Below are 20700 nucleotides of genomic sequence, written 5' to 3'. Positions count from 1 at the left end.
TATTCTAAATTTTTTAGGATAGACGTTAAAAAACTATTGACTCTATTTTGGGAATATGCTATATTATTACTTGTCGTCAGCAAATACGGAGGAGTACCCAAGTCCGGCTGAAGGGAGCGGTCTTGAAAACCGCCAGGGGCTTCACGGCCCGCGGGGGTTCGAATCCCTCCTCCTCCGCCATTAATTGAACACAAAATTGGAGATTATATATGTACGAGAATCGTTATCATAGGATAGCGATTTTTTTGTGCGCGGACATTTGTTCCGCTATTTGCGACAAAAACGTGCTTTTTAGGTTATACTCGGACATCTATTCCGCTATTCATAGAAAATAGCGCTAATTTTCACCGAAAGAAGCCAAATAAAGGATTAAATGTCCGCCAACATCGAAAATGAGCAGTTATTTCACATAATAACGCACTGAATGTCCGCTCAACAAACTTTTTATTATCTATTTTTATTGTTGCCCTCTTCTTATTATCATTTATAATAGGAGAAGAAGTATACATATGATGGAGGGCTTGTGATGAATTTACGGGAGAAACGAATAGCTTTTTTAGGTGCGGGGTCTATGGCAGAGGCGATTATCGCTGGGATGACTGCTAAACAAATAGTCCCTGCTGATCGAATCATTGCGACTAATCATTCCAATAATGAACGTTTAACAGAATTAGAAAATAAATATGGTATTCGAACTTCACAATCGAAAAAAGACGTGGTTAGCCAAAGTGATATCATTATTTTGGCGATGAAACCGAAAGATATTCAACCTGCCATTACAGAAATAAAAGAGTATCTAAGTGAAAGTAAAATTGTTGTGTCATTATTGGCTGGGATCTCTACTCTATATATGGAGCAACTAATAGGTCTCCGTAATGCAGTTGTTCGTGTTATGCCTAATACATCGGCATTGATTGGACAATCTGCTACAACGATAACTGCAGGACGATATGCAAATTTTTTAACTGTCAGGTTAATAAAGCAACTTATGACATCCATTGGTACGACAACAATAATAGAAGAAGAGCAAATGGATGCTTATACTGCTTTAGCAGGCAGTGCACCTGCATTTTATTATTACATGGTGGAAGCAATGGAGCAGTTTGTCGAAGAACAAGGATTGCATAAAGAAACAGCGAAGCCTTTAATGGCACAAACAATTAAAGGTGTGGCAGAAATGTTAGCTACAACAGATGATGCACCTGCAACATTGCGTGAGAAAATTACAAGCCCAGGTGGTACGACAGAAGCAGGGCTTCAAACTTTGGCACAACATAAATTTCAACAAGCAGTCATTGCATGCTTAGAGCAGACTACTAAAAGATCAAAGGAACTCAGAGAAATGTTTGAAAAATAAACAGTGAAGAAGGAGAGCCTTGCCATTTACCTTAAGATTTATTAAGATATAAAGTGGTGTCTCTCCTAATCATCTCATTAAGTATTTATATCATGACCCCGTAGCTCAGTAGGATAGAGCACTTCTCTCCTAAAGAAGGTGTCGGAGGTTCGAATCCTCTCGGGGTCGTATATTATTTGAATACTTGATAGCAAATAGTGAAGAAAATAACAAAAGGAATGATTGATAAAATGGCTATCCCCCCTATTTTATTCCCATCATGAAATGTTGCTAGACTATGCATAACCAGGCGATAGCAAATGAAGATGGTCAACATAATCGGAATAATGCTCCACATCTTAGTCCCTCACTTCATCTAGGTTAGAATCATTAATCATCTTTCCAAATTCTAATTTTTCCATTTTATAGTTAACAGTAATCTTTGCATTTGGATATATTTTCTTATGCCAATCAGCCTCTTCATAGTCTTTCACATCTTTAAAATATTTGCGCACGTACAGTGACCAATAAAATGGATCAGAACGGTACTCCTCTTGTGATTTGCGAACCAATTCAGCTGTTTTTTCATTTAATCGCTTAGTAAGAGTTTCTCTTAATACTTTTTGGTATTCTTTATTTTGAGAATATTTTATTAAACTAGGTACCGCTAAAATTTCTGCTTGATAAGGAATTTGTACATCAATTGTGGTTGGTTTTTCTTTATGATATTGAATGTTGATGCTTGGGTCTTCTTTTTGTGAGTAATTATACGCGATTTGATATTCAGGCATTAATGGATCAGGAATAGTTGCAAATAAGGTTTCCATTTCTAATGTATTATCTAATATTTGAGCAAAACGCGTTTCTTCACCAGTAAAGGTATCGATCATTTGACCTTCTTTAAACACGGCAGATCCCATGAATTGAGTAGGTGACCCCCCAATTTGTGGTATTTCACCAGCGATATATTGATCTTCTGTTTTTTTATTTTCTGTTTGATCGGACTGCTCTGTTGTAGCATAAATCGCTAAGAATAGGTCTGCATCTCCTTCGGTTATTTGAAAGAAACGGTGCAAGGTTGCTTCTGGGATAATTCCTGTTTGAGTAGCACGATCGAGCATAAATTGATAATATTTATGTGGCCTTTGTTCCATTAGTGGTTTATTGTTATTAATGAAATCACTTGCATCCTCTCTTGAAACAACTAATTGTACCCCTCTTCGAATTTGCGGTGATCTTGAAGCAGATTGAATAACACGAATAAAGTCTTCATCCCTCGCTAACTCTTCTGAAACTACGATGACCTTGGTATGATCTAATGTTATCTTTTTAGTCACAAAGGAATTAGCTGTATGGGTAGCGCTTAGGATATCTGCACCATCTACAGTAACAATTTCTGCCGGAGCTTCATCAGCGCCACCTTGTCCAGCAGCAGATCCTACTTCAGGATTGGCGATTTGATATGTAAAGGCGTATACTCCTTTTCGATCCGTTTTATCGATACCCATCGCAACCACATATGATTGTTGTTCAAGCTCAATTCGATCATAACAACCAGCAAGTAGTAACATTATGAAAAGAAACATAAGTAGCTTTCTGTTCATCGTTTTAAATCTCCTTTAACTAAAGCGATGATCCATAAGAGAACCGGAAGAATAATTAAAAAAGGTGACATGATTGTAATTAACGAATCATGGAGTACAAGCTCATTTGAAATGGAATTAATTGGTAAAAGACCAATCATTATCACTAAAAAACTAAAAGGTAAAAGAAGTGGTTCAAAATTTCGTATCGCAAATATTTCTCCAAATATCCAAGCTGTAATGTAAATAAATATAATAAATTTTATATAAGCGGCAAAAAGCCAGAAAATCATAAAAATAGTCTCAATATTCGTGAAAAACTCGCCAAATTGGATATATTGTATAATATCATGGAAAGGGAAGGCTATTTTTCCTATGGAATTATAATCAAATACTGTAATGTAAACGAAATAAAATAAAACGATTTCTAAAATAGCGATAATACTGGCGATTATCACTCCTTTAGTAAACATTTGTGTCTTTTTCGCAGATTGGTAAGCAATGAGTAGAAAAAAAAGCTCAGCAAAAATAGCAGTAGACTTAACACCTTCTGATAACATAATTGGTAAACCGGATCCAAAGATTGGAAAGACGCGTTGTATGACGATATTACCCATGATGAGAATAATAACTAAGGCCGCAGATAGTTTGATAATTGGAAGTGCAACCCAAGAGGTATAGCCTATCACCTCAAATCCTCTCTTTGCCCCAAAAAAGACAATACCAAAAAAAATGAGATAAATTATTTCGGTAGGAGACTCAGGGAAATATAAAAGTTTTATTTGTTCCACATAATTACGACTGTTTAAAGTAAGCGTGAGAAAAGTGAATAAAAAAAGTAAAAGTCCAATTATTTTACCAATCCATTTCCCAGTAATGGTTTCTATTAATTCGATCATATTTTTATGTTGGTATCTATTCAGTAGGTAAAGCATGATCAAAAAGCTAGGGAAGATACATACAAACGCGATCACTGGAATTAACCAAAAACCATTTTGAGCTTTTTGAGCCAATAATGCAGGGGTGGAATCTGCTAATTTGCTTCCTATTACGATTAAAGTAATCGCAAGGATTTCTTTTGTTTGTAAAAACCCATTGTTTTGCATGATGTTCCACCACCTACTTCATTATGATTTCGCCTTTTTTCGTATATCTTTTGGACGTAAATATTCCGGGCGAAACAATTCCTTTTTTAGTGCTTTACGAAATACGGTATCCTCTGATGAAATAAAGTGTGGTGACATTGGTGAAAAGAACGGGATACCGAATGATTTGATTGATGCCGTGTACATAAAAAATAATAAAGATGCACCAGTCAAGGCGAGCATGCCAAATGTACCAGCAGCTAGAATGAATAGAAAACGCATTATTCGAATCGTAAAATTAATATTAAGATCTGCTAAAGCGAAAGACGATAATCCAGATAATGCAACAACAATCACAATAATCGGACTAATAATATTTGCTTCTACAGCAGCCTGTCCCAAAATTAGTGCGCCAACAATACCAATGGTTGGTCCAAGCGGATTAGGAATACGTAGGCCTGCTTCACGAATTAGTTCAAAAGCAATTTCCATAATTAATACTTCAAATATTAATGGAAAAGGTATACGTTCCCGTGAAGCTGTTATAGCCAATAATAAATCTGGAGGAATCATTTCACTATGGAAATTAGCAATTGCTACAAATGTTGCCGAAATCATTAGGGTTAAATAGAAAGAGAGTAAGCGAATTGCTCGAGTAAAATTCCCATAAAAAAAACGTAAATAGCGATCTTCTGGATAATGGAAAAATGACCAAAAGGTAACAGGTACAATGAGACAAGCAGAAGAACTATCCATTAATAATACAATAAAGCCCTCTTCTATATACGAAGTTGCTTTATCCGGTTTTTCCGTGTATAGAATTGTTGGTAATAATGAATAAGGACGTTCCTCCAAATACTGTTCTAACATTTCAACGTTCCGTACACTATCTGTTTTGATATCTTTTAGTCTAGATCTGAGATTTTCTAAAATATCGTCATTTACTAAGTCTTTTAAATAGATAAGGTTAACTTCATTTTTTGAACGTTCACCAATTTGAATACCTTCATTGATGAGTTGACTATTATGTAATTGTTTGCGAATCAAGGAAATATTAGTGTTCATTGATTCAGTAAATGCATCTAGAGGACCTTTGATCGTAGTTTCATTTTCAGATTTAGAGACAGCTCGATGTTGGAAATCTGCAACATCCATAGCGTAAGCCATTTTATCTCCTTCTATAAATAAAATCACTTTCCCACTATTAATATTCTCATTTGCAGTTTCGAAATCTGAAACTTCTTCAATATTCTCAATAGATACTACATTACTAACAGAATCTCCATCATTTTCTAATAGAGGTTTAATAATATTTAAATTGATTCTTGCACCATCAACTATAGAACTGTAATAAAAAAGGCAGGCCTCTTTGTGATTGAACTTCAAATTCAATGTTCTCATTGAAAAATCTTTATTTAATTTGTATGAGAATAATTGTTTCATTTCTTGAATATTGCTAGATAATGAAGAAGAAATATTTTTGTCAGACGGACTGGAGTTCTTTTTTCGCTGTCCAGAAAGTAAACGCATAGATTTAACTCCTTATTAATGAATCTGATCTTAATAAGTAGCCTTTACAGCTTCTTATTGAAATATGCACTAAATGAAGTTGTAAAAACTGGGAGTTTATTATTTGATTTCTGTACTTTATCCGTTAAAATGTATTGTAAGGGGTTTCAATTGTTGAAAAATGTTCATAATTTTTAGAGAGGTGATAGGATGGATATGACAAAAGTACAGCCAAGATCAGGAAAACACAATGTGGAAGATCTTGATGCACTAAGAGAAGGTTTCGACTGGGAAGAAATTAAGAAAGACTTTAGCTGGTATAAAACAGGTAAGGTAAATGCTGCTTACGAAGCAATTGATCGTCATGCAGAAAATCCTAATAAAAAAGACCAAGTGGCATTGTTATATTCCGCACCAGACCGTGAAGAAAGTGTAACATTTGAGCAATTAAGCAAACAAAGTAATAAAACAGCAAATATATTCAAGAAGTATGGTGTTCAAAAAGGAGATCGTGTTTTCTTGTTCATGCCAAGAAGTCCAGAATTTTATGCCAATTTTTTTGGTATTCTCAAGATAGGCGCGATTGCTGGGCCATTATTTGAAGCATTTATGGAACAAGCAGTTCGTGATCGTTTGGAAGATAGTGAAGCGACCATGTTGATTACGACGCCTGAATTACTAGGACGTGTACCTGTCGCTGATCTTCCACATTTACAGCAAATAGTCTTAGTAGGGGCTAAGGATGCTATAGAAGGCGATAAATATATTCATTTTGAGAAAGAAATGACAGAAGCTTCTGAAGAGTTTGATATAGAATGGGTAGATCGAGAAGATGGTATGCTTATTCATTATACATCTGGTTCAACTGGTAAGCCGAAAGGTGTTTATCATGTGCATAATGCGATGATTCAACATTACGCAACAGGTAAATGGGTCATTGATTTTAAAGAAGATGATATTTATTGGTGTACTGCTGATCCTGGCTGGGTAACAGGTACAAGTTATGGGATCTTTGCACCATGGTTAAATGGTGTCACCAATGTAATTCGAGGAGGGCGTTTTTCTCCTGAATCCTGGTATGAAACATTAGATAAACATCATGTAACCATTTGGTATACAGCACCAACTGCTTTACGTAAATTTGTAAGTGCTGGCGATGAACTGGTTAAACAATACGATTTATCAAGTTTACGTCATGTTTTAAGTGTAGGTGAACCTTTAAATCCAGAGGTTATTACATGGGCTCTGCGTGTACTTGATTTACGCATCCATGATACGTGGTGGATGACAGAAACTGGTGCGATGTTAATTGTCAATTTGCCGAGTATGGAAATTCGCCCAGGGTCAATGGGGAGACCTATTCCAGGGGTAGAAGCAGCCATTGTTGATAACGAAGGTAATGAATTACCGCCAAATCAAATGGGGAATTTAGCAATTAAAAAAGGTTGGCCATCGATGATGCGTGCTATCTGGAAGAATCCAGGCAAATATGAGAGCTACTTTATTAACGATTGGTATGTTTCAGGAGACAGTGCCTATATGGATGAAGATGGCTATTTCTGGTTCCAAGGCCGCTTAGATGATGTAATCAATACCTCTGGTGAGCGTGTTGGACCTTTCGAGGTGGAAAGTAAATTAATTGAACATAAAGCTGTATCAGAAGCAGGTGTTATTGGTAAACCAGATCCGGAACGCGGGGAAATTATTAAAGCATTTATTACTTTAAATCCAGGTTACGAGGCATCAGATGAATTATTGGAAGATATTCGTCAATTTGTTAAAACGGGCTTAAGTGCCCATGCTGCCCCTCGTGAAATTGAAATTAAAGATAGTATTCCAAAAACACGAAGCGGTAAAATTATGCGCAGACTGTTAAAGTCTTGGGAACTAGGTCTACCAACAGGAGACACTTCTACTTTAGAAGAATAAGTAAGAATGAAAGGCTAGCACTCATACAGGTGCTAGCCTTTTGATTAGGATGCCTCTAAATCCCCTTTTGGCCCAAAGAATTCAAAATAAATATCTTCTTCATTAACATGCCAAGTCTTTAATGCTTTGTAAATTGCCTTCATAAATGGCTCAGGACCACAGAAGTAGAAAGATGCCTCGTTCGTTGGCAAAACAGATTGTAACCATGCTAAATCGATATAACCTGTCTTATCACAAGCATTAGCGTCTTCTGGCTTCTCATAAATAGTAAAAGTATGAACATGGTCATGCTGATCCGCTATTTGCTTCACACTATCCTTTAAACCATGTACTCTTTCATTTTGGGCTGCATGAATATAATAAACTTCACGGTTAGGCTGTTGTGTTACTACTGTTTCTAACATACTTGTTAACGGTGTTAAACCAACCCCACCACTAATTAATACTAGTGGCTTCTTCTCCTGATTAAGTACAAAATCTCCAGCAGGTGCACTAAGTTCTATCACATCCCCTTCATGAACTGATTCATGGAGATAGGTGGATACTACTCCGTCAGGGTTATCACCAATCCCATCTTCTCTTTTCACACTAATACGGAAAAATTCTTTATTTGGTTTGCAAGATAAACTGTATTGACGCTGGCAGATGTATGGAATCGATGGAATGTCGACTTTTACAGTTATATATTGCCCAGCTTCAAAATCTGGTAGAATGCCGTTATCGGCTGGCTTCAAATAGAAAGAGGTGATTACATCACTTTCCTTCACTTTTTGAATGACACGAAAGCCACGATATCCAATCCATCCCCCTGGTTTCTGTTCCGTTTCTTCATACATTTCTTTTTCGACTTGAATAAAAGCATTGGCAATCACATCATATGCCTTTGCCCAAGCAGTAATGATTTCATCTGTAGCTGCATCTTTCAAGACATCCTTCATTGCTTTTAATAGATTTTCACCGACAATTGGATAATGCTCTGGTTTGATGTTCAAACTCCGATGTTTATGAGCCACTTGATTTACAACAGGCAAAATATTTTCTAATTGGTCAATATTTGCTGCTGCTGCATATACTGCGTTTGCCAATGCTTGAGGTTGTTTCCCTTTTCGTTGGTTTGTCTGGTTAAAAATGTTTTTCAATTCCGGATGGTTGCTAAAAAGTAATTGATAAAACCTGGAAGTAATCGCAGTTCCATGTTCAGCTAGTACGGGTACCGTTGCTTTTACTGTTTCAATTGTTTTCGCTTCAAGCGCTTGAGTAGAATGTGTCATCACGAACACTCCTTGTGAATTAAATTTAAGCCTGTTTTTAGACTTAGTTTTACTGATTCGATCTTTAGTAATATAAATTTCAAAAACATGTATTTTAAATACATGTTTAATTATATAAAAAGTTTGGAAACTTTTTCAATAGTCTGTTGGCTAAATATATGACAATTCTGTTAAAGCGAGATAGCGATTTTGGTTATTTTCGAGTAAAATGGAGGTAGAGAAGGGGAGTATGTCATGCGTTTAAAAAAATACACAGACTTTGCATTGCGAGTCTTGATTTATACTGGAACCAGTGAAAGAAAAGTAAGCATAAAAGAAATATCAGATACGTTTTATATATCAACCGAGCATATCCGAAAAGTGGTTCACCAATTAAGTGTGAAAGGATATATTAATACAACGCGGGGGCGTAATGGCGGTATTCTACTAATGAAAGACCCGGATGAGATAAATATTGGAGAAGTCATTCGTTTAATGGAAAATGACTTTTATTTAGTGGAATGTTTTGACGGGGAGCACAATCAATGTGTGATTACACCTTCCTGTAAATTACGATCAGTAGTAGGGGAAGCGATGAGTGCCTTTTTTGAAGTATTAAATCAATATACTTTAGCAGATTTAATTGTGAACAAAGATGAATTACGAACATTAATGGATATAAAAGAGGAGCAATCATAAAGTGATGCCATGACCAGTAGGGAGTAGCCCGCACTGGTCATTAGCGAAACTTATCAGGGTGTTAGAACCCTAGCTTCATGAACCTTGAAGAGGGGGCCTACAGATGATTAGCACCGATTACTCCTCTTGGTTGATCAATTACTCTTTTTTTCTATCGTAAATTGATCTTCAAGCAATAACCAATTTTGTGGGAAGGCTAGCCCAAGCTTCCAATAACTGATCCCTCGTAAATTTTTTTCTTTAATAAGATCAAATTTAGCTTGAATGGAGCGTGCATCCTCAAACCAGACTTCATGCTCTTCTCCATTTTGATCTGTATAATTAAAATAAGGGGCTTGTGCTTCTTCATCAAATAGGATCGATTGATTATTTTCTCTAGCTATTTGGATTGCTTGTTGTGGACTAACAGCTTGTGCAATTTCACCACCAGGTTCGTAGGGAAGCGTCCAGTCATAACCATATAGATTTTGACCTAACAAAATTTTCTCTGGAGGCATTTCTGTTAAGGCATAATTAACGACGTCCCGGACAGGACCAATCGGTGAAACGGCCATCGGAGGGCCACCACTATATCCCCATTCGTAGGTCATTAAGACAACAAAATCAACAATTTCCCCATGTGCTCCATAATCATGAGCTTCATACCATTCTCCTTGTTGCTCAGCACTTGTTTTAGGTGCAAGTGCAGTTGATACCAATAACCCTTCTTGATGTAATCGAGTGGTTGCTTTTTCCAAAAAGCTGCGATAGTCCTCACGATTCTCAGGAGGTAAAAATTCAAAATCAAAATGAATATCTCCATATCCAATTTCCTGAGCAGTTTGAATAATTTGATCGAGTAAATTATTTTGGACAGATTCATCAGTTAAAATGATTCGACCTAATTCTGCGCTAAAAGCACCTTCTTCGAGATTGGTAACAACAAGCATGAGTGTAGTATTGTGTTCGTTAGCAATAGCTGCCAATTGATTTAACGGGGGAGCACTTAAGTTTCCTTGTCGGTCTACTTGGTAGGAGAAAGGAGCTAAGTAGGTTAAGTTACCTGCATGTTTTCGGGCTGCATTTTCCAGTGTTTCAGAGACCGTCCCTCCAGTGGGCTCAACATATGCATTTACTTCAATAGGTGATTTAGCAGGTTCTGGTATATATAATGTCACCCCGACAGAAAGTGGCTGATACATATTGATTTGATTAATACTAGCGAGTTCAGCGGCAGATATGCCAAATCTTTGCCCAATCGTATATAAACTGTCTCCTGGTTTGACGACATAAAATCTTCCATAAATCGGGATAACAAGTGCTTGACCAACTACTAGAGGTAATTCGGGATCTATTTCATTTGCATTTGCAATCGATTCATAGGAAGTTCCAAATTGATTGGCGATCTGATATAAACTATCCCCTTGTTTTACTACATAAATTTGCACGAAAAGTTCTCCTTTCTAATATAGTGAGACTATGATCAGTGGGGGATTGCCCCCGATTGATCATTAGCGATACTTAATCATGGTGTTAGCGTCTGTTATCCCCCTTAGCTTCGTGAAGCTTAAAGTGGTGGATTAACAGACGATTAGCACCGTGATAAAAAAGTTCTTTATTTAACTTTATGATAAGAAAGGAGAAATAGAACATAGCGTCTTGAATATTTAGATGGGTTTCGTTTCGGCATTAAATACTTCTGCCATTAGTTTAATGGCTTCTTGGTTATGCCTTTCGGTATTCGATGCAACACAATTTTCCGGAGCATGTAGTGTATAACCACGCATATGAGCATCATTGGCGGTAAAGAGCACACATATATTTCCCGCAACGCCTGCAATCATTAAGTGCCCTATTTCTAATTGTTCTAATAAAGAACGTAGTGGTGTTCGAAAAAAGCCTGACATTTGAGGCTTCATAATAAAGTAATCTTCTTTGTCTGGCATTCCTTCTTCAATGATATCTTCATTTTGTGAAGATAAACATGCATGGGCAATTTGTTTGAAATCTGTTTCCCATGTACCGTAATGATCATTAATATAAATGATCGGATAATGACGTTCTTTTGCGTATTGCTTTAACCTCTTAATATTCGGTAAAATCTTTCGCGTATTGTTTAAAAGTAACTCTCCTTCATGAAATGTAAAATCATTGATTAAATCAATGATTAATACAGCTGTTTTATTCAAGTTTACACCTCAGTTCTTCTTTTGTTAAAAATGCTTTGTTTAGGATGGATCAATAGTATTTTGGTTTTCCTTGATAACTTTCTCTTGTCTTTTCTTTTGCCTCAATGCTTTAAAAAAGTCTGATAATAGTTGGCTGGACTCTTCTTCCATTACACCAGCCACTACATCTACTTGATGATTAAAACGTTTATCCTGCAGGAAATTGTATAAAGTCCCAGCACATCCTGCTTTTATATCTTTCGCCCCGTATACAACACGTGATATTCTTGATTGCAATATAGCACCTGTACACATGGGACACGGTTCTAATGTGACATATAATGTGCAATCTTCTAATCGCCAACTACCTAGTACTTGATTTGCCTTATCAATTGCAAGCATTTCCGCATGAGAGTTGGTTGTCTGCAATTTTTCGCGTAAATTAAATGCTGTTGCAATCACTTCTTCTTGATGGACAATTACAGCTCCAATCGGTACTTCTCCCAGCACCTCAGCTTTTTTCGCTTCTTCAAGAGCTATTAACATATATTCCTGATCTGTCATTATCATCCCACACTTTAGATATTTACTACTATAGTGCAGAAAAAAACGTGGAAGTTCAAGTTATGTAGTATTTATTTTTTGTGAAGTATAAGCTTCTCGTGTAATTATCTAAAGTAACTTATTAATTACCTTTTTATATAGTTAAAAATCAAAATGAAACAAAAACATTAATTGAAGTTGTATGATTCTAGGGTATTATTTATTAGGTGTACCTTTTGAGTTATCGAAGTGAATAGTGTCTTATTACTTTAATACACTAACTTTTAACATGTACGTATAAATTTAATGAAAACATTAAAGTAGTTATTGACAACTGGTTAATATAATGATAATCTCTATTTAAAGATGTTATTTATGAATAACAAATTAGTAATTTAAAGTCTATCATGCATGGTAGTAAGAATATTTTTTCGCAATGTTTGAAAGCGTTTCATAAAATAGGGGGTATTAATATGAAAAAGAGTTTACTCATTTTAATTTTGGGTTTATTGTCAGTAGCTTTAGTAGCTTGCGGGGGAGGCGGAGATGGTGACTCCTCTGGTGAAGCGGAAGAAGTAGAAGTAATTGGTGAGGATATTGAAGATGCAACAGAACTGACATTTTGGACATTTGTTGGGCAACACGTTGATCTATATCGAGATGCAGCAGAGCGATGGAATGAAGAGAATCCAGATCGAGCGATTAAATTAGTGGCTGAGACGTATCCGTTTGAGCAAATGCACAATAATTTATTGTTAGCGATTCAATCAGGGCAAGGTGGTCCGGACATTGCTGATATCGAGATTGGGCAATTTCCGAACTATTTACAAGGGGAAGTTCAGTTAGAGCCATTGAATGAATATGTAGAGCCGGTATTAGAGAATGCAGTAACGTCAAGATTTGAAAACTATGCTAAAGATGGAAACTACTATGGCTTACCTACTCATGTTGGTGCAACGGTAATGTTCTATAACACAGAAATCATGGATGAAGCTGGAGTAGATATTGATGCAATTGAAACTTGGGATGACTTCGTAGCAGCTGGTGAACAAGTGGTTGAAAATACGGATTCAGTAATGTGGAATGTTGGTACAGAAGATTGGTTGATGGATATGTGGCCAATGATCTCGCAACAAGATTCCGATGCATTTGATGAAAATGGCGAGTTAACCTTAGATAACCAAACAAATATTGATACACTACAATTCTTACAAGATGCTGTTTACAAGCATGAAATAGCTGAAGTAACACCGGGTGGTATGAACCAGTCTGAGGAATTCTACGGTTACTTCTCTGAAGGAAGCTCAGCTTCAATTTTAGCACCATTATGGTATATGGGTAGATTCTTAGATAATATGCCAGATTTAGAAGGCAAAATTGCAATTCGTCCGATGCCAGCATGGGAAGAAGGCGGAAAACGCTCTGCTGGTATGGGTGGAACAGGTACAGTTGTAACAAATCAATCTGAAGATGTGGAACTGGCAAAAGAATTTTTAGCATATGCGAAGCTTAGTGAAGAAGGAAATATTAACCTATGGACAGTGTTAGGATTTGATCCACCACGCTGGGACACTTGGGAAAGTGAAGAAGTAAGAGCAGATAACAAATATTATGATTACTTTGGAGATGGAATTTTTGACATGCTTCTAGAAGTACGAGATGACATCAATCAATTGAACTTTACGGAGAATACACCTGATGTTATCAGTGAATATCATACGAATGTAACACAGCAAACGATTCGAAATGATTCTCAAACTCCGCAAGAAGCACTTGAACAAGCTGCAGAAGCAGTAAGATCACAAATGGAAAATTAAAGTTTAAATAACCTTTTAGGAGACAGGTTAGAATCTGTCTCCTAAATTAGATAAATCAGAAGGAGGTATTATCGTGTCCTCTCCAAGTCAAGGATCTAATACAAGTGCTAGCATAGAAAAAACAGCATATAAAGAACCGAACAAATTTTTAAGATTCTTAAATTCAAAAAAAGTAGTTCCCTATATTTTTGTTTCACCATTTATTTTATCTTTTTTAATCTTAACGCTTTATCCTGCAATTCACGGGATCATCATGAGTTTTCAAAGTATCTTGCCAGGACAAGTTGAATTTATTGGGCTAAAAAACTATGAACGGGTATTTAACCCTAATTTCTATAAAGCGTTATCCAATACAACGATCTATGTTATACTGACCGTTATTATCTTAACGCTTATTCCGATGCTTTTAGCGATATTGCTAAACTCTAAATTAGTAAAATTCAAAACTCTTTTTAGAGCCTCTATTTTCATCCCAGCTTTAACTTCTACAATTGTTGGTGGTATGATTTTCAGGTTAATGTTTAGTGAGGCAGATTCTTCTGTAGCTAATCAAATTGTAAACTTTTTAGGGATGGAATCGATTGACTGGCGCTACAATGCCTGGTCCGCTATGTTCCTAATGGTGATCTTAGCTTCATGGCGCTGGATTGGTGTAAATGTCTTATATTTCTTAGCACAGCTTCAAAATATATCCGATGAATTGTACGAAGCAGCGGATATTGATGGTGCTAGTGCTTTCCAGAAATTAAGATATATTACCATTCCACATTTAAAACCGATTACGATATTTGTAAGTACAATTACGATCATCAATGGATTTAGAATGTTTGAAGAAAGTTTTGTCTTCTGGGAAACAAGTTCTCCAGGAAATATCGGTTTAACGGTAGTAGGTTACATCTATCAACAAGGGATCGGGCAAAACGATATGGGATTCGGTTCTGCTATCGGGGTTGTCCTCATGCTGATAATCTTTGTTATTAGTATTATTAACTTAATAGCAACAGGTACGTTCAAACGAGGTGATGAATAAATGAATACCAACAAGAAAAATAGTGGGTTGACGTGGGTAGCCACTGTTGGGTTTGCGCTCATCTCATTAATCATATTATTTCCGATTATTGGATTGTTGATTTCGTCTTTTCGACCATCATCAGATCTAATGCGAGATGGCATTACGTTTAGTATCGATTTTAGTCTATTAAACATGGATAACTATATGTATATTTTCCAACAAGCTGCTTCTTATTGGAGCTGGTATGGTAACAGTTTAATTATTTCAGCGTTAACCATCGTATTATCTTTATTCTTTTCATCGATGGTTGGCTATGCTTTAGCTGTTTACAATTTTAAAGGAAGAAATTTGTTCTTTGTATTAGTATTATTGATCTTAATGATTCCGTTTGAAATACTAATGCTTCCTTTATATCAAATGATGGTAGGTGCAAATTTAGTTGATAGCTATTTTGCGGTAGTTCTTCCATTAATAGTCGCACCAGTCGCAGTATTCTTTTTCCGACAATATGCTACAGGTCTACCAACAGCGCTGATGGATGCAGCGAGAATAGATGGAAGTACGGAATACGGTATATACTTTAAAATTATGCTTCCGTTAATGGGACCTTCACTGGCAGCGATGGCGATTTTGCAAGGGTTAGCTAGTTGGAACAACTTCTTATGGCCATTGCTAGTATTGCGGTCAAATGATATGTTTACACTTCCGATCGGGTTAGCAACACTACTAACACCATATGGAAATAACTATGATATCTTAATTGCAGGATCTGTTTTAACGATTATTCCAATCGTTATTCTGTTTATCTTCTTCCAACGTTACTTTGTTGCAGGGTTAACGTCTGGCGGTGTAAAAGGATAACAGATTGTCTACTAGTTGAAAGCCATAGTATGTTACGAAGACTATGGCTTTTTTTTCGTGTTATAATAGTAGTAAAATCAGATAGTAGAAAAGTGCAGAAGGATGGCTTAAATAATGAACGGAAAAAATATTACAACCACACTAGATAAAGTATTTGTATGGACAACTAAATTAGCATTATTAAATATACTTTGGATAGCTTTTACCTTAATAGGATTAGGTGTTTTCGGTGTGTTTCCAGCAACAGCTGCTGCACTTGGAGTAGTTAGAAAGTGGTTAATGGGTGACAGGGATATCCATATTTGGTCGACCTTTAAAAAGGTGTACAAAGATGAATTTAAGTACGCGAATATGATCGGATGGATTCTTGCAATTATTGGCCTTTTGTTCTATTTAAATTTTCAGGTCATAAACAGTTCGCAGGAAGAGATACTATTTGTTGTTCCATTTATCTTCTATTTCCTTTTATTTCTCTATTTCACTATGGTAATCTGGGCATTTCCGCTTATTGTTCATAATTATGCTTCTGTCATTCAACAATTAAAAAATGCCTTAATTATTGGAATATCAAAAATCCATATTACGATTACAATCATGTTACTCATGTTTTCCACTATGTTTTTTTCATTGGAATTTCCAGTGCTTTTAGTTTTTTTTACCTTTAGTTTACTGGCGCTGATTTGGATGTGGCTAACATTACGAGTGTTTGTGAAGATATTTCAGTAAGTGGAAAGAGTAAACGCGGTAACCTAAGTCAAAGTGGAAGGAATTGGATGCTGTTTTTGATTGCATTTTCTATAAAAAAAGGTTATACTAATATTTGCGCTTTTAACTTGAGCGCAATTGAATATGTTTGCAAACTTGCCGTGCTAGGTGGGGAGGTAGCGGTGCCCTGTACTCGCAATCCGCTATAGCGAGACTGAATACCTTGCTGAGGTGCCATCACTTTAAGGTCTGCCTTAAGGGAGTAGTGTTGACACTCGGGTCCTGCGCAACAGGAACTCGTGAACCATGTCAGGTCCGGAAGGAAGCAGCATTAAGCGAATTCTCCTGTGTGCCGCAGGGAAGCCTGGGTCGAGCTATCAACTTGAGTAACGCTTGAGGTGATGTCATCGAAGCTTGGTGCACGGCGTTAAATATAAAGATCCAACCTCTTGTATGCATACAAGAGGTTTTTGTTATAAATAAAGCATATAAACTTTGCCATTAATTAGTAAAGCACCTAGTGAAATAGTTGTGTATAGGGGGCATGAAGTCCAATAACTCGATGTGGTAATTTTGAAATGTTGCATATTCTCGCAATGATTCATTATTACTGCCAAAGCAATCGCACATCTACTTAGTATTTAGTGATAAGAACTGGTTGGGTTGCCCAGTTTTTCTTTATATTTAAAACTATGATGGAAAAGTAGCAATGTTATAGACAATGCGTTTACCACTTAAATATTACTCGTTTTTCATGCTTGGATTTGATACAATAAAATGAGAAAGAAATTGATGATTATTAGTAAAGGGGATCAATTATGGGCTATCAAGCATTATATCGTGTCTGGCGTCCAAAGAATTTCGATGATGTAGTAGGACAAGTACATATTACACGTACCTTGCAAAATGCGATCATGCAAGATAAGTTTACCCATGCTTACCTTTTTTCAGGTCCCCGAGGTACGGGAAAAACAAGTGCAGCTAAGATATTTGCCAAAGCTGTTAACTGTCAGAATGGGCCTTCTTTAGAGCCGTGCAATCAATGTGATGCATGTATCGGGATTCAGGATGGCTCGATTTCAGATGTGGTAGAAATTGATGCTGCTTCTAATAATGGCGTTGAACAGATTCGGGATATTCGTGACAAAGTAAAATATGCACCGAGTGCGGTAGCGTATAAAGTCTATATTATCGATGAAGTTCATATGTTATCAATTGGTGCATTTAATGCATTGTTAAAAACATTAGAAGAACCACCTAAACATGTTATCTTTGTTTTAGCAACAACGGAGCCGCATAAGATTCCATTGACGATTATCTCAAGGTGTCAACGATTCGATTTTAAACGAATTGCGCAATCAGCTATGGTTGATCGTATGAAGAAGATTATCGAAGCTGAACAAATTGCTGTGACTGATGAAGCATTAGAGGCGGTTGCGCTATCGGCTGAAGGTGGTATGCGTGATGCATTAAGTTTATTAGATCAAGCTATTTCATACAGTGAAGATCAAGTAACCATTGAAGATGTACTCGCTGTCACAGGCTCTGTTTCGCAAGCTAAACTGGCAAAAGTAGTCAGTGCAATGCATACAAATGAAGTGAAAGCAACATTACTGGAGATTGACGGGATGATCCAGGAAGGTAAGGATCCTGGTCGTTTTGTTTTTGATCTCATCTATTATTTGCGTGATATTTTGCTATATCAGACTGCTCCCTCCCTCGAAAATGTTCTGGAGCGAGCAATAGTTGATGAGGCGTTTAAAGAATTAGCCGAAAAGCTTGATGCGGAATGGATTCAAATGGCGATTAAAGAATTGAATCAGTGTCAGCAGGAAATTAAGTGGACCAATAGTCCGAAAGTTTTTATCGAGGTAGCTGTATTAAAAATTTGTAATCAAGGAACTGGTGCAATAGCAGATGTAGCTTCTATGCCTGCGGTAGAGCAGTTAAACGAAAAAATTCGAAAGTTAGAACAGCAATTGATGGATATTCAGAAACAACCGAGTCAAGCTGCGCCAACGGAAAGAAAGCAGCCTGCACCGAAACGAAGTACACCAACGAATCGTAACGGTTATAAAGTACCTTATGACAGAATTAGGCATGTTCTGAATGACGCTTCTAAGGCTGCGATTCAAAAAGTTCGAACACAATGGCCAGCTTTTATGGATGCTCTAAAGAAACAAAGTGCTCCAGCACATGCGACTATTCAAAATAGTAAGCCGAGTGCAGCGTCAGAAGAAATAATTATTATCGCTTTTCGATATGAAATTCACTGTTCACTTGCATTAGAGCATAAACAAACGATAGAATTAATGTTATCTGAGACTATTGGTCAGAATGTATCTTTTATTCCGATTCCAGAAGCTGATTGGACTAGTTTACGTGAAGAATATGTTCGTAAACAAAAACAACAAGATGATGGTTCGGATGAATCGGATACCTCTTCATCAGCAGAAGAAGGAGATCCGGTAGTAGATGCTGCCAGAGAGTTAGTCGGTGATGACTTATTAGAAATACATGATTAAAAAATAGATCTTTATTAGGAGGGTTTTCCATGCGTGGTGGAGGAAACATGAATAAAATGATGAAACAAATGCAGAAAATGCAAAAGGATATGATGAAAGCTCAAGAAGAGTTACAGGAAATGACGTTTGAAGCTACTGCTGGTGGTGGAATGGTAAAAGTAGTAGCGAACGGAAAGAAGGAAATTACAGATATTGAAATCAATGAAGAAGTAGTAGATCCAGATGATATCGACATGCTGCAAGACCTTATTTTAGCAGCGACAAATGAAGTACTTAAAGAGGTAGAAGATAAAACGAATGATACGATGGGCAAATTTACTAAAGGATTAAATTTACCTGGAGGAATGTTCTAGGAGGGTTCTCATGTATTATCCCGAACCGATATCAAAGCTGATTGACAGCTTTACCAAACTGCCAGGAATCGGTCCAAAAACTGCCGTTCGCCTGGCTTTTTTTGTCTTAAATATGAAGGAAGATGATGTATTGGACTTTGCAAAAGCGCTCGCCAACGCCAAACGTGAATTGACACATTGCAGTACATGTGGGCATATTACGGATCAGGACCCGTGTGCAATTTGCCAGGATGACATGCGTGATCAATCATTAATATGTGTTGTGCAAGATCCAAAAGATGTCATTGCAATGGAAAAAATGAAAGAATTCAATGGTAAGTATCATGTCTTACATGGTGCAATATCTCCAATGGATGGGATTGGACCAGAAGATATTAATGTACCATCATTGATTAACCGTTTGAAAGATGAAGGAATAAAAGAATTAATTTTAGCAACAAACCCTAATATTGAAGGTGAAGCAACTGCGATGTATATCTCAAGATTGGTGAAGCCTTCAGGTATAAAAACTACACGAATTGCTCATGGTCTGCCAATGGGAGGAGATTTAGAGTATGCCGATGAGGTAACACTCTCCAAAGCATTAGAAGGCAGAAGAGAAGTGTAATAGTAGGTGAAGCATATGTTTCGTTCCAAAAAAATAAAAAAAGCAGAACTAGATCAAGAATTTTTAGATAAAATATTTCATTTAAAAAAGGAATGGAATTATTTAGAGGATATTTTGAATCGAAGCATTGAGCCGAGTGAACACGGTCAATTCGATTTAGCAATGACAAAGGCAAAATACTTTTATTTACTAAGAGAAGCTAAAGTACGAAATTTATCTGCTATTAAGTAGTTTTTCTTCTATTTCTCGTTTTCCCTTCATATAGATAGAGTAATATTTTATATGTAAAAGGGGACAAGTATATGAATTGGTGGATTATAGCAGGGATAGTAGTATTAATTGTCATTTTGCTAACGAAAGGAATTCCGGTGAATTTCGTTAAAGGTAGTGGGCAAGTTGTGATGAAAGTTACGGTTGGTGTCTTATTTCTGTTCTTCTTTAACTTGTTTGGTGCATCTTTTGGATTGCATATACCTATCAATGTATTTACAGCGGTGATTGTCGGCATGCTAGGCATTCCAGGCATTGCTTGTTTAACTGCTATCAGTGTTTTTGTCATTTAATCATATGAATATTAGAAATAACTCTTCTATTTAGGAAGAGTTATTTTTTTGGTAAAAAGTAATTATAAAAATGCTTTACATAATCCATAAACTGCGCAGTAACTGGACATGGATTTGCGTTGTTCTATCCTGTTTTTTGAGAAGTGTTGTCATTCGCTCCGGCAGAATACTGCGCT

The 20700-nt window shown here is 36.5% G+C and carries 19 protein-coding genes, 2 tRNA genes and 1 other RNA gene; 15 read left to right on the top strand and 7 right to left on the bottom strand.

What is annotated here, in order from left to right; genetic code table 11:
* Nucleotides 1-87 precede the first annotated feature (87 nt).
* The 3 genes from J5J03_RS05600 to J5J03_RS05590 all read left to right on the top strand — a co-directional run bounded on the left by J5J03_RS05600 (nt 88) and on the right by J5J03_RS05590 (nt 1525).
* Nucleotides 88-180: transfer RNA gene (locus tag J5J03_RS05600), tRNA-Ser, on the top strand.
* A gap of 346 nt (nt 181-526) precedes the next feature.
* A complete protein-coding gene (gene proC / locus J5J03_RS05595) occupies nt 527-1357 on the top strand; it encodes a pyrroline-5-carboxylate reductase (protein ID WP_208587120.1) in 831 nt (276 codons plus the stop codon).
* A gap of 94 nt (nt 1358-1451) precedes the next feature.
* Nucleotides 1452-1525 (top strand) — tRNA-Arg (locus J5J03_RS05590).
* Nucleotides 1526-1695: 170 nt separating this feature from the next.
* Here J5J03_RS05590 and J5J03_RS05585 read toward each other — a convergent pair.
* Genes J5J03_RS05585 through J5J03_RS05575 form a run of 3 tightly spaced genes read right to left on the bottom strand, consistent with a single transcriptional unit; the run spans nt 1696 to nt 5534 of the window.
* Nucleotides 1696-2940 carry a Ger(x)C family spore germination protein gene (locus J5J03_RS05585; RefSeq protein ID WP_208587119.1) on the bottom strand — a complete coding sequence of 415 codons (1245 nt, stop codon included), beginning with the start codon at nt 2938-2940 and terminating at the stop codon, nt 1696-1698.
* Complete coding sequence (locus tag J5J03_RS05580; protein ID WP_208587118.1) at nt 2937-4025, bottom strand: GerAB/ArcD/ProY family transporter; 1089 nt, start codon at nt 4023-4025, stop codon at nt 2937-2939. Before J5J03_RS05580 ends, J5J03_RS05585 begins: the two co-directional genes overlap by 4 nt.
* A 21-nt stretch (nt 4026-4046) precedes the next feature.
* Nucleotides 4047-5534 (bottom strand): spore germination protein, encoded by a 1488-nt coding sequence (locus J5J03_RS05575; protein ID WP_208587117.1) that lies wholly within the window; start codon nt 5532-5534, stop codon nt 4047-4049.
* Between the two features lie 189 nt (nt 5535-5723).
* On the opposite strand from J5J03_RS05575, the gene acsA reads away from it, so the two are divergent.
* On the top strand, nt 5724-7442 hold the full coding sequence (gene acsA / locus J5J03_RS05570; RefSeq protein WP_208587116.1) for an acetate--CoA ligase: 1719 nt from the start codon (nt 5724-5726) through the stop codon (nt 7440-7442).
* Nucleotides 7443-7486: 44 nt separating this feature from the next.
* Here the strand turns inward: acsA and hmpA are convergent, their stop codons facing one another.
* Nucleotides 7487-8713, bottom strand: coding sequence for an NO-inducible flavohemoprotein (gene hmpA / locus J5J03_RS05565; RefSeq protein WP_208587115.1), 1227 nt, complete (start codon nt 8711-8713; stop codon nt 7487-7489).
* A 234-nt stretch (nt 8714-8947) separates the two neighbouring features.
* On the opposite strand from hmpA, the gene J5J03_RS05560 reads away from it, so the two are divergent.
* Nucleotides 8948-9391, top strand: coding sequence for an RrF2 family transcriptional regulator (locus J5J03_RS05560; RefSeq protein WP_208587113.1), 444 nt, complete (start codon nt 8948-8950; stop codon nt 9389-9391).
* Nucleotides 9392-9525: 134 nt separating this feature from the next.
* On the opposite strand, the gene J5J03_RS05555 is transcribed toward J5J03_RS05560, so the two are convergent.
* From J5J03_RS05555 to tadA, 3 genes are all read right to left on the bottom strand, one after another.
* Entirely contained in the window at nt 9526-10818 is a 1293-nt protein-coding gene (locus J5J03_RS05555) for a LysM peptidoglycan-binding domain-containing protein (RefSeq protein ID WP_208587111.1), read from the bottom strand.
* Between the two features lie 219 nt (nt 10819-11037).
* Nucleotides 11038-11559, bottom strand: a complete 522-nt coding sequence (locus tag J5J03_RS05550) for an isochorismatase family cysteine hydrolase (RefSeq protein WP_208587110.1) — start codon at nt 11557-11559, stop codon at nt 11038-11040.
* A gap of 39 nt (nt 11560-11598) precedes the next feature.
* The gene (gene tadA / locus J5J03_RS05545) at nt 11599-12102 is read right to left on the bottom strand and encodes a tRNA adenosine(34) deaminase TadA (protein ID WP_208587107.1); all 504 of its coding nucleotides are present in this window, start codon (nt 12100-12102) and stop codon (nt 11599-11601) included.
* Between the two features lie 452 nt (nt 12103-12554).
* Here tadA and J5J03_RS05540 point away from each other — a divergent pair, with 452 nt between their 5' ends.
* The 10 genes from J5J03_RS05540 to J5J03_RS05495 all read left to right on the top strand — a co-directional run bounded on the left by J5J03_RS05540 (nt 12555) and on the right by J5J03_RS05495 (nt 20524).
* Entirely contained in the window at nt 12555-13898 is a 1344-nt protein-coding gene (locus J5J03_RS05540) for an ABC transporter substrate-binding protein (protein WP_208587105.1), read from the top strand.
* Nucleotides 13899-14010: 112 nt separating this feature from the next.
* Entirely contained in the window at nt 14011-14928 is a 918-nt protein-coding gene (locus tag J5J03_RS05535; RefSeq protein ID WP_407927809.1) for a carbohydrate ABC transporter permease, read from the top strand.
* The gene (locus J5J03_RS05530; RefSeq protein WP_208587101.1) at nt 14929-15771 is read left to right on the top strand and encodes a carbohydrate ABC transporter permease; all 843 of its coding nucleotides are present in this window, start codon (nt 14929-14931) and stop codon (nt 15769-15771) included.
* A 114-nt stretch (nt 15772-15885) separates the two neighbouring features.
* Entirely contained in the window at nt 15886-16497 is a 612-nt protein-coding gene (locus J5J03_RS05525) for a YesL family protein (protein ID WP_208587099.1), read from the top strand.
* Between the two features lie 138 nt (nt 16498-16635).
* An RNA gene (ffs, locus tag J5J03_RS05520) (signal recognition particle sRNA large type) lies at nt 16636-16901 on the top strand.
* 393 nt (nt 16902-17294) lie between these two features.
* Nucleotides 17295-19001 carry a DNA polymerase III subunit gamma/tau gene (gene dnaX / locus J5J03_RS05515; protein WP_208587097.1) on the top strand — a complete coding sequence of 569 codons (1707 nt, stop codon included), beginning with the start codon at nt 17295-17297 and terminating at the stop codon, nt 18999-19001.
* Nucleotides 19002-19030: 29 nt separating this feature from the next.
* Entirely contained in the window at nt 19031-19354 is a 324-nt protein-coding gene (locus J5J03_RS05510) for a YbaB/EbfC family nucleoid-associated protein (protein ID WP_208587095.1), read from the top strand.
* A gap of 10 nt (nt 19355-19364) precedes the next feature.
* Nucleotides 19365-19961: a recombination mediator RecR gene (recR, locus tag J5J03_RS05505; RefSeq protein ID WP_018933894.1), complete on the top strand. Its 597-nt coding sequence runs from the start codon at nt 19365-19367 to the stop codon at nt 19959-19961.
* A gap of 15 nt (nt 19962-19976) precedes the next feature.
* Nucleotides 19977-20192 carry a YaaL family protein gene (locus J5J03_RS05500; RefSeq protein ID WP_153836297.1) on the top strand — a complete coding sequence of 72 codons (216 nt, stop codon included), beginning with the start codon at nt 19977-19979 and terminating at the stop codon, nt 20190-20192.
* A 71-nt stretch (nt 20193-20263) separates the two neighbouring features.
* On the top strand, nt 20264-20524 hold the full coding sequence (locus tag J5J03_RS05495; RefSeq protein WP_018933896.1) for a pro-sigmaK processing inhibitor BofA family protein: 261 nt from the start codon (nt 20264-20266) through the stop codon (nt 20522-20524).
* Nucleotides 20525-20700: the final 176 nt, after the last annotated feature.

It is taken from the genome of Gracilibacillus suaedae, assembly GCF_017599345.1.
Taxonomy (GTDB): Bacteria; Bacillota; Bacilli; order Bacillales; family Amphibacillaceae; genus Gracilibacillus; species Gracilibacillus suaedae.
The sequence above is the reverse complement of the archived record's forward strand: the minus strand, read 5'-3'. Positions and strand labels throughout refer to the sequence as shown.

Bases quoted from the DNA above. Each gene is read 5' to 3' on its own strand.
- proC (WP_208587120.1), top strand. From the start codon at position 527: ATGAATTTACGGGAGAAACGAATAGCTTTTTTAGGTGCGGGGTCTATG.
- J5J03_RS05585 (WP_208587119.1), bottom strand. From the start codon at position 2,940: ATGAACAGAAAGCTACTTATGTTTCTTTTCATAATGTTACTACTTGCT.
- J5J03_RS05580 (WP_208587118.1), bottom strand. From the start codon at position 4,025: ATGCAAAACAATGGGTTTTTACAAACAAAAGAAATCCTTGCGATTACT.
- J5J03_RS05575 (WP_208587117.1), bottom strand. From the start codon at position 5,534: ATGCGTTTACTTTCTGGACAGCGAAAAAAGAACTCCAGTCCGTCTGAC.
- acsA (WP_208587116.1), top strand. From the start codon at position 5,724: ATGGATATGACAAAAGTACAGCCAAGATCAGGAAAACACAATGTGGAA.
- hmpA (WP_208587115.1), bottom strand. From the start codon at position 8,713: ATGACACATTCTACTCAAGCGCTTGAAGCGAAAACAATTGAAACAGTA.
- J5J03_RS05560 (WP_208587113.1), top strand. From the start codon at position 8,948: ATGCGTTTAAAAAAATACACAGACTTTGCATTGCGAGTCTTGATTTAT.
- tadA (WP_208587107.1), bottom strand. From the start codon at position 12,102: ATGACAGATCAGGAATATATGTTAATAGCTCTTGAAGAAGCGAAAAAA.
- J5J03_RS05540 (WP_208587105.1), top strand. From the start codon at position 12,555: ATGAAAAAGAGTTTACTCATTTTAATTTTGGGTTTATTGTCAGTAGCT.
- J5J03_RS05530 (WP_208587101.1), top strand. From the start codon at position 14,929: ATGAATACCAACAAGAAAAATAGTGGGTTGACGTGGGTAGCCACTGTT.
- J5J03_RS05525 (WP_208587099.1), top strand. From the start codon at position 15,886: ATGAACGGAAAAAATATTACAACCACACTAGATAAAGTATTTGTATGG.
- dnaX (WP_208587097.1), top strand. From the start codon at position 17,295: ATGGGCTATCAAGCATTATATCGTGTCTGGCGTCCAAAGAATTTCGAT.
- J5J03_RS05510 (WP_208587095.1), top strand. From the start codon at position 19,031: ATGCGTGGTGGAGGAAACATGAATAAAATGATGAAACAAATGCAGAAA.
- recR (WP_018933894.1), top strand. From the start codon at position 19,365: ATGTATTATCCCGAACCGATATCAAAGCTGATTGACAGCTTTACCAAA.
- J5J03_RS05500 (WP_153836297.1), top strand. From the start codon at position 19,977: ATGTTTCGTTCCAAAAAAATAAAAAAAGCAGAACTAGATCAAGAATTT.
- J5J03_RS05495 (WP_018933896.1), top strand. From the start codon at position 20,264: ATGAATTGGTGGATTATAGCAGGGATAGTAGTATTAATTGTCATTTTG.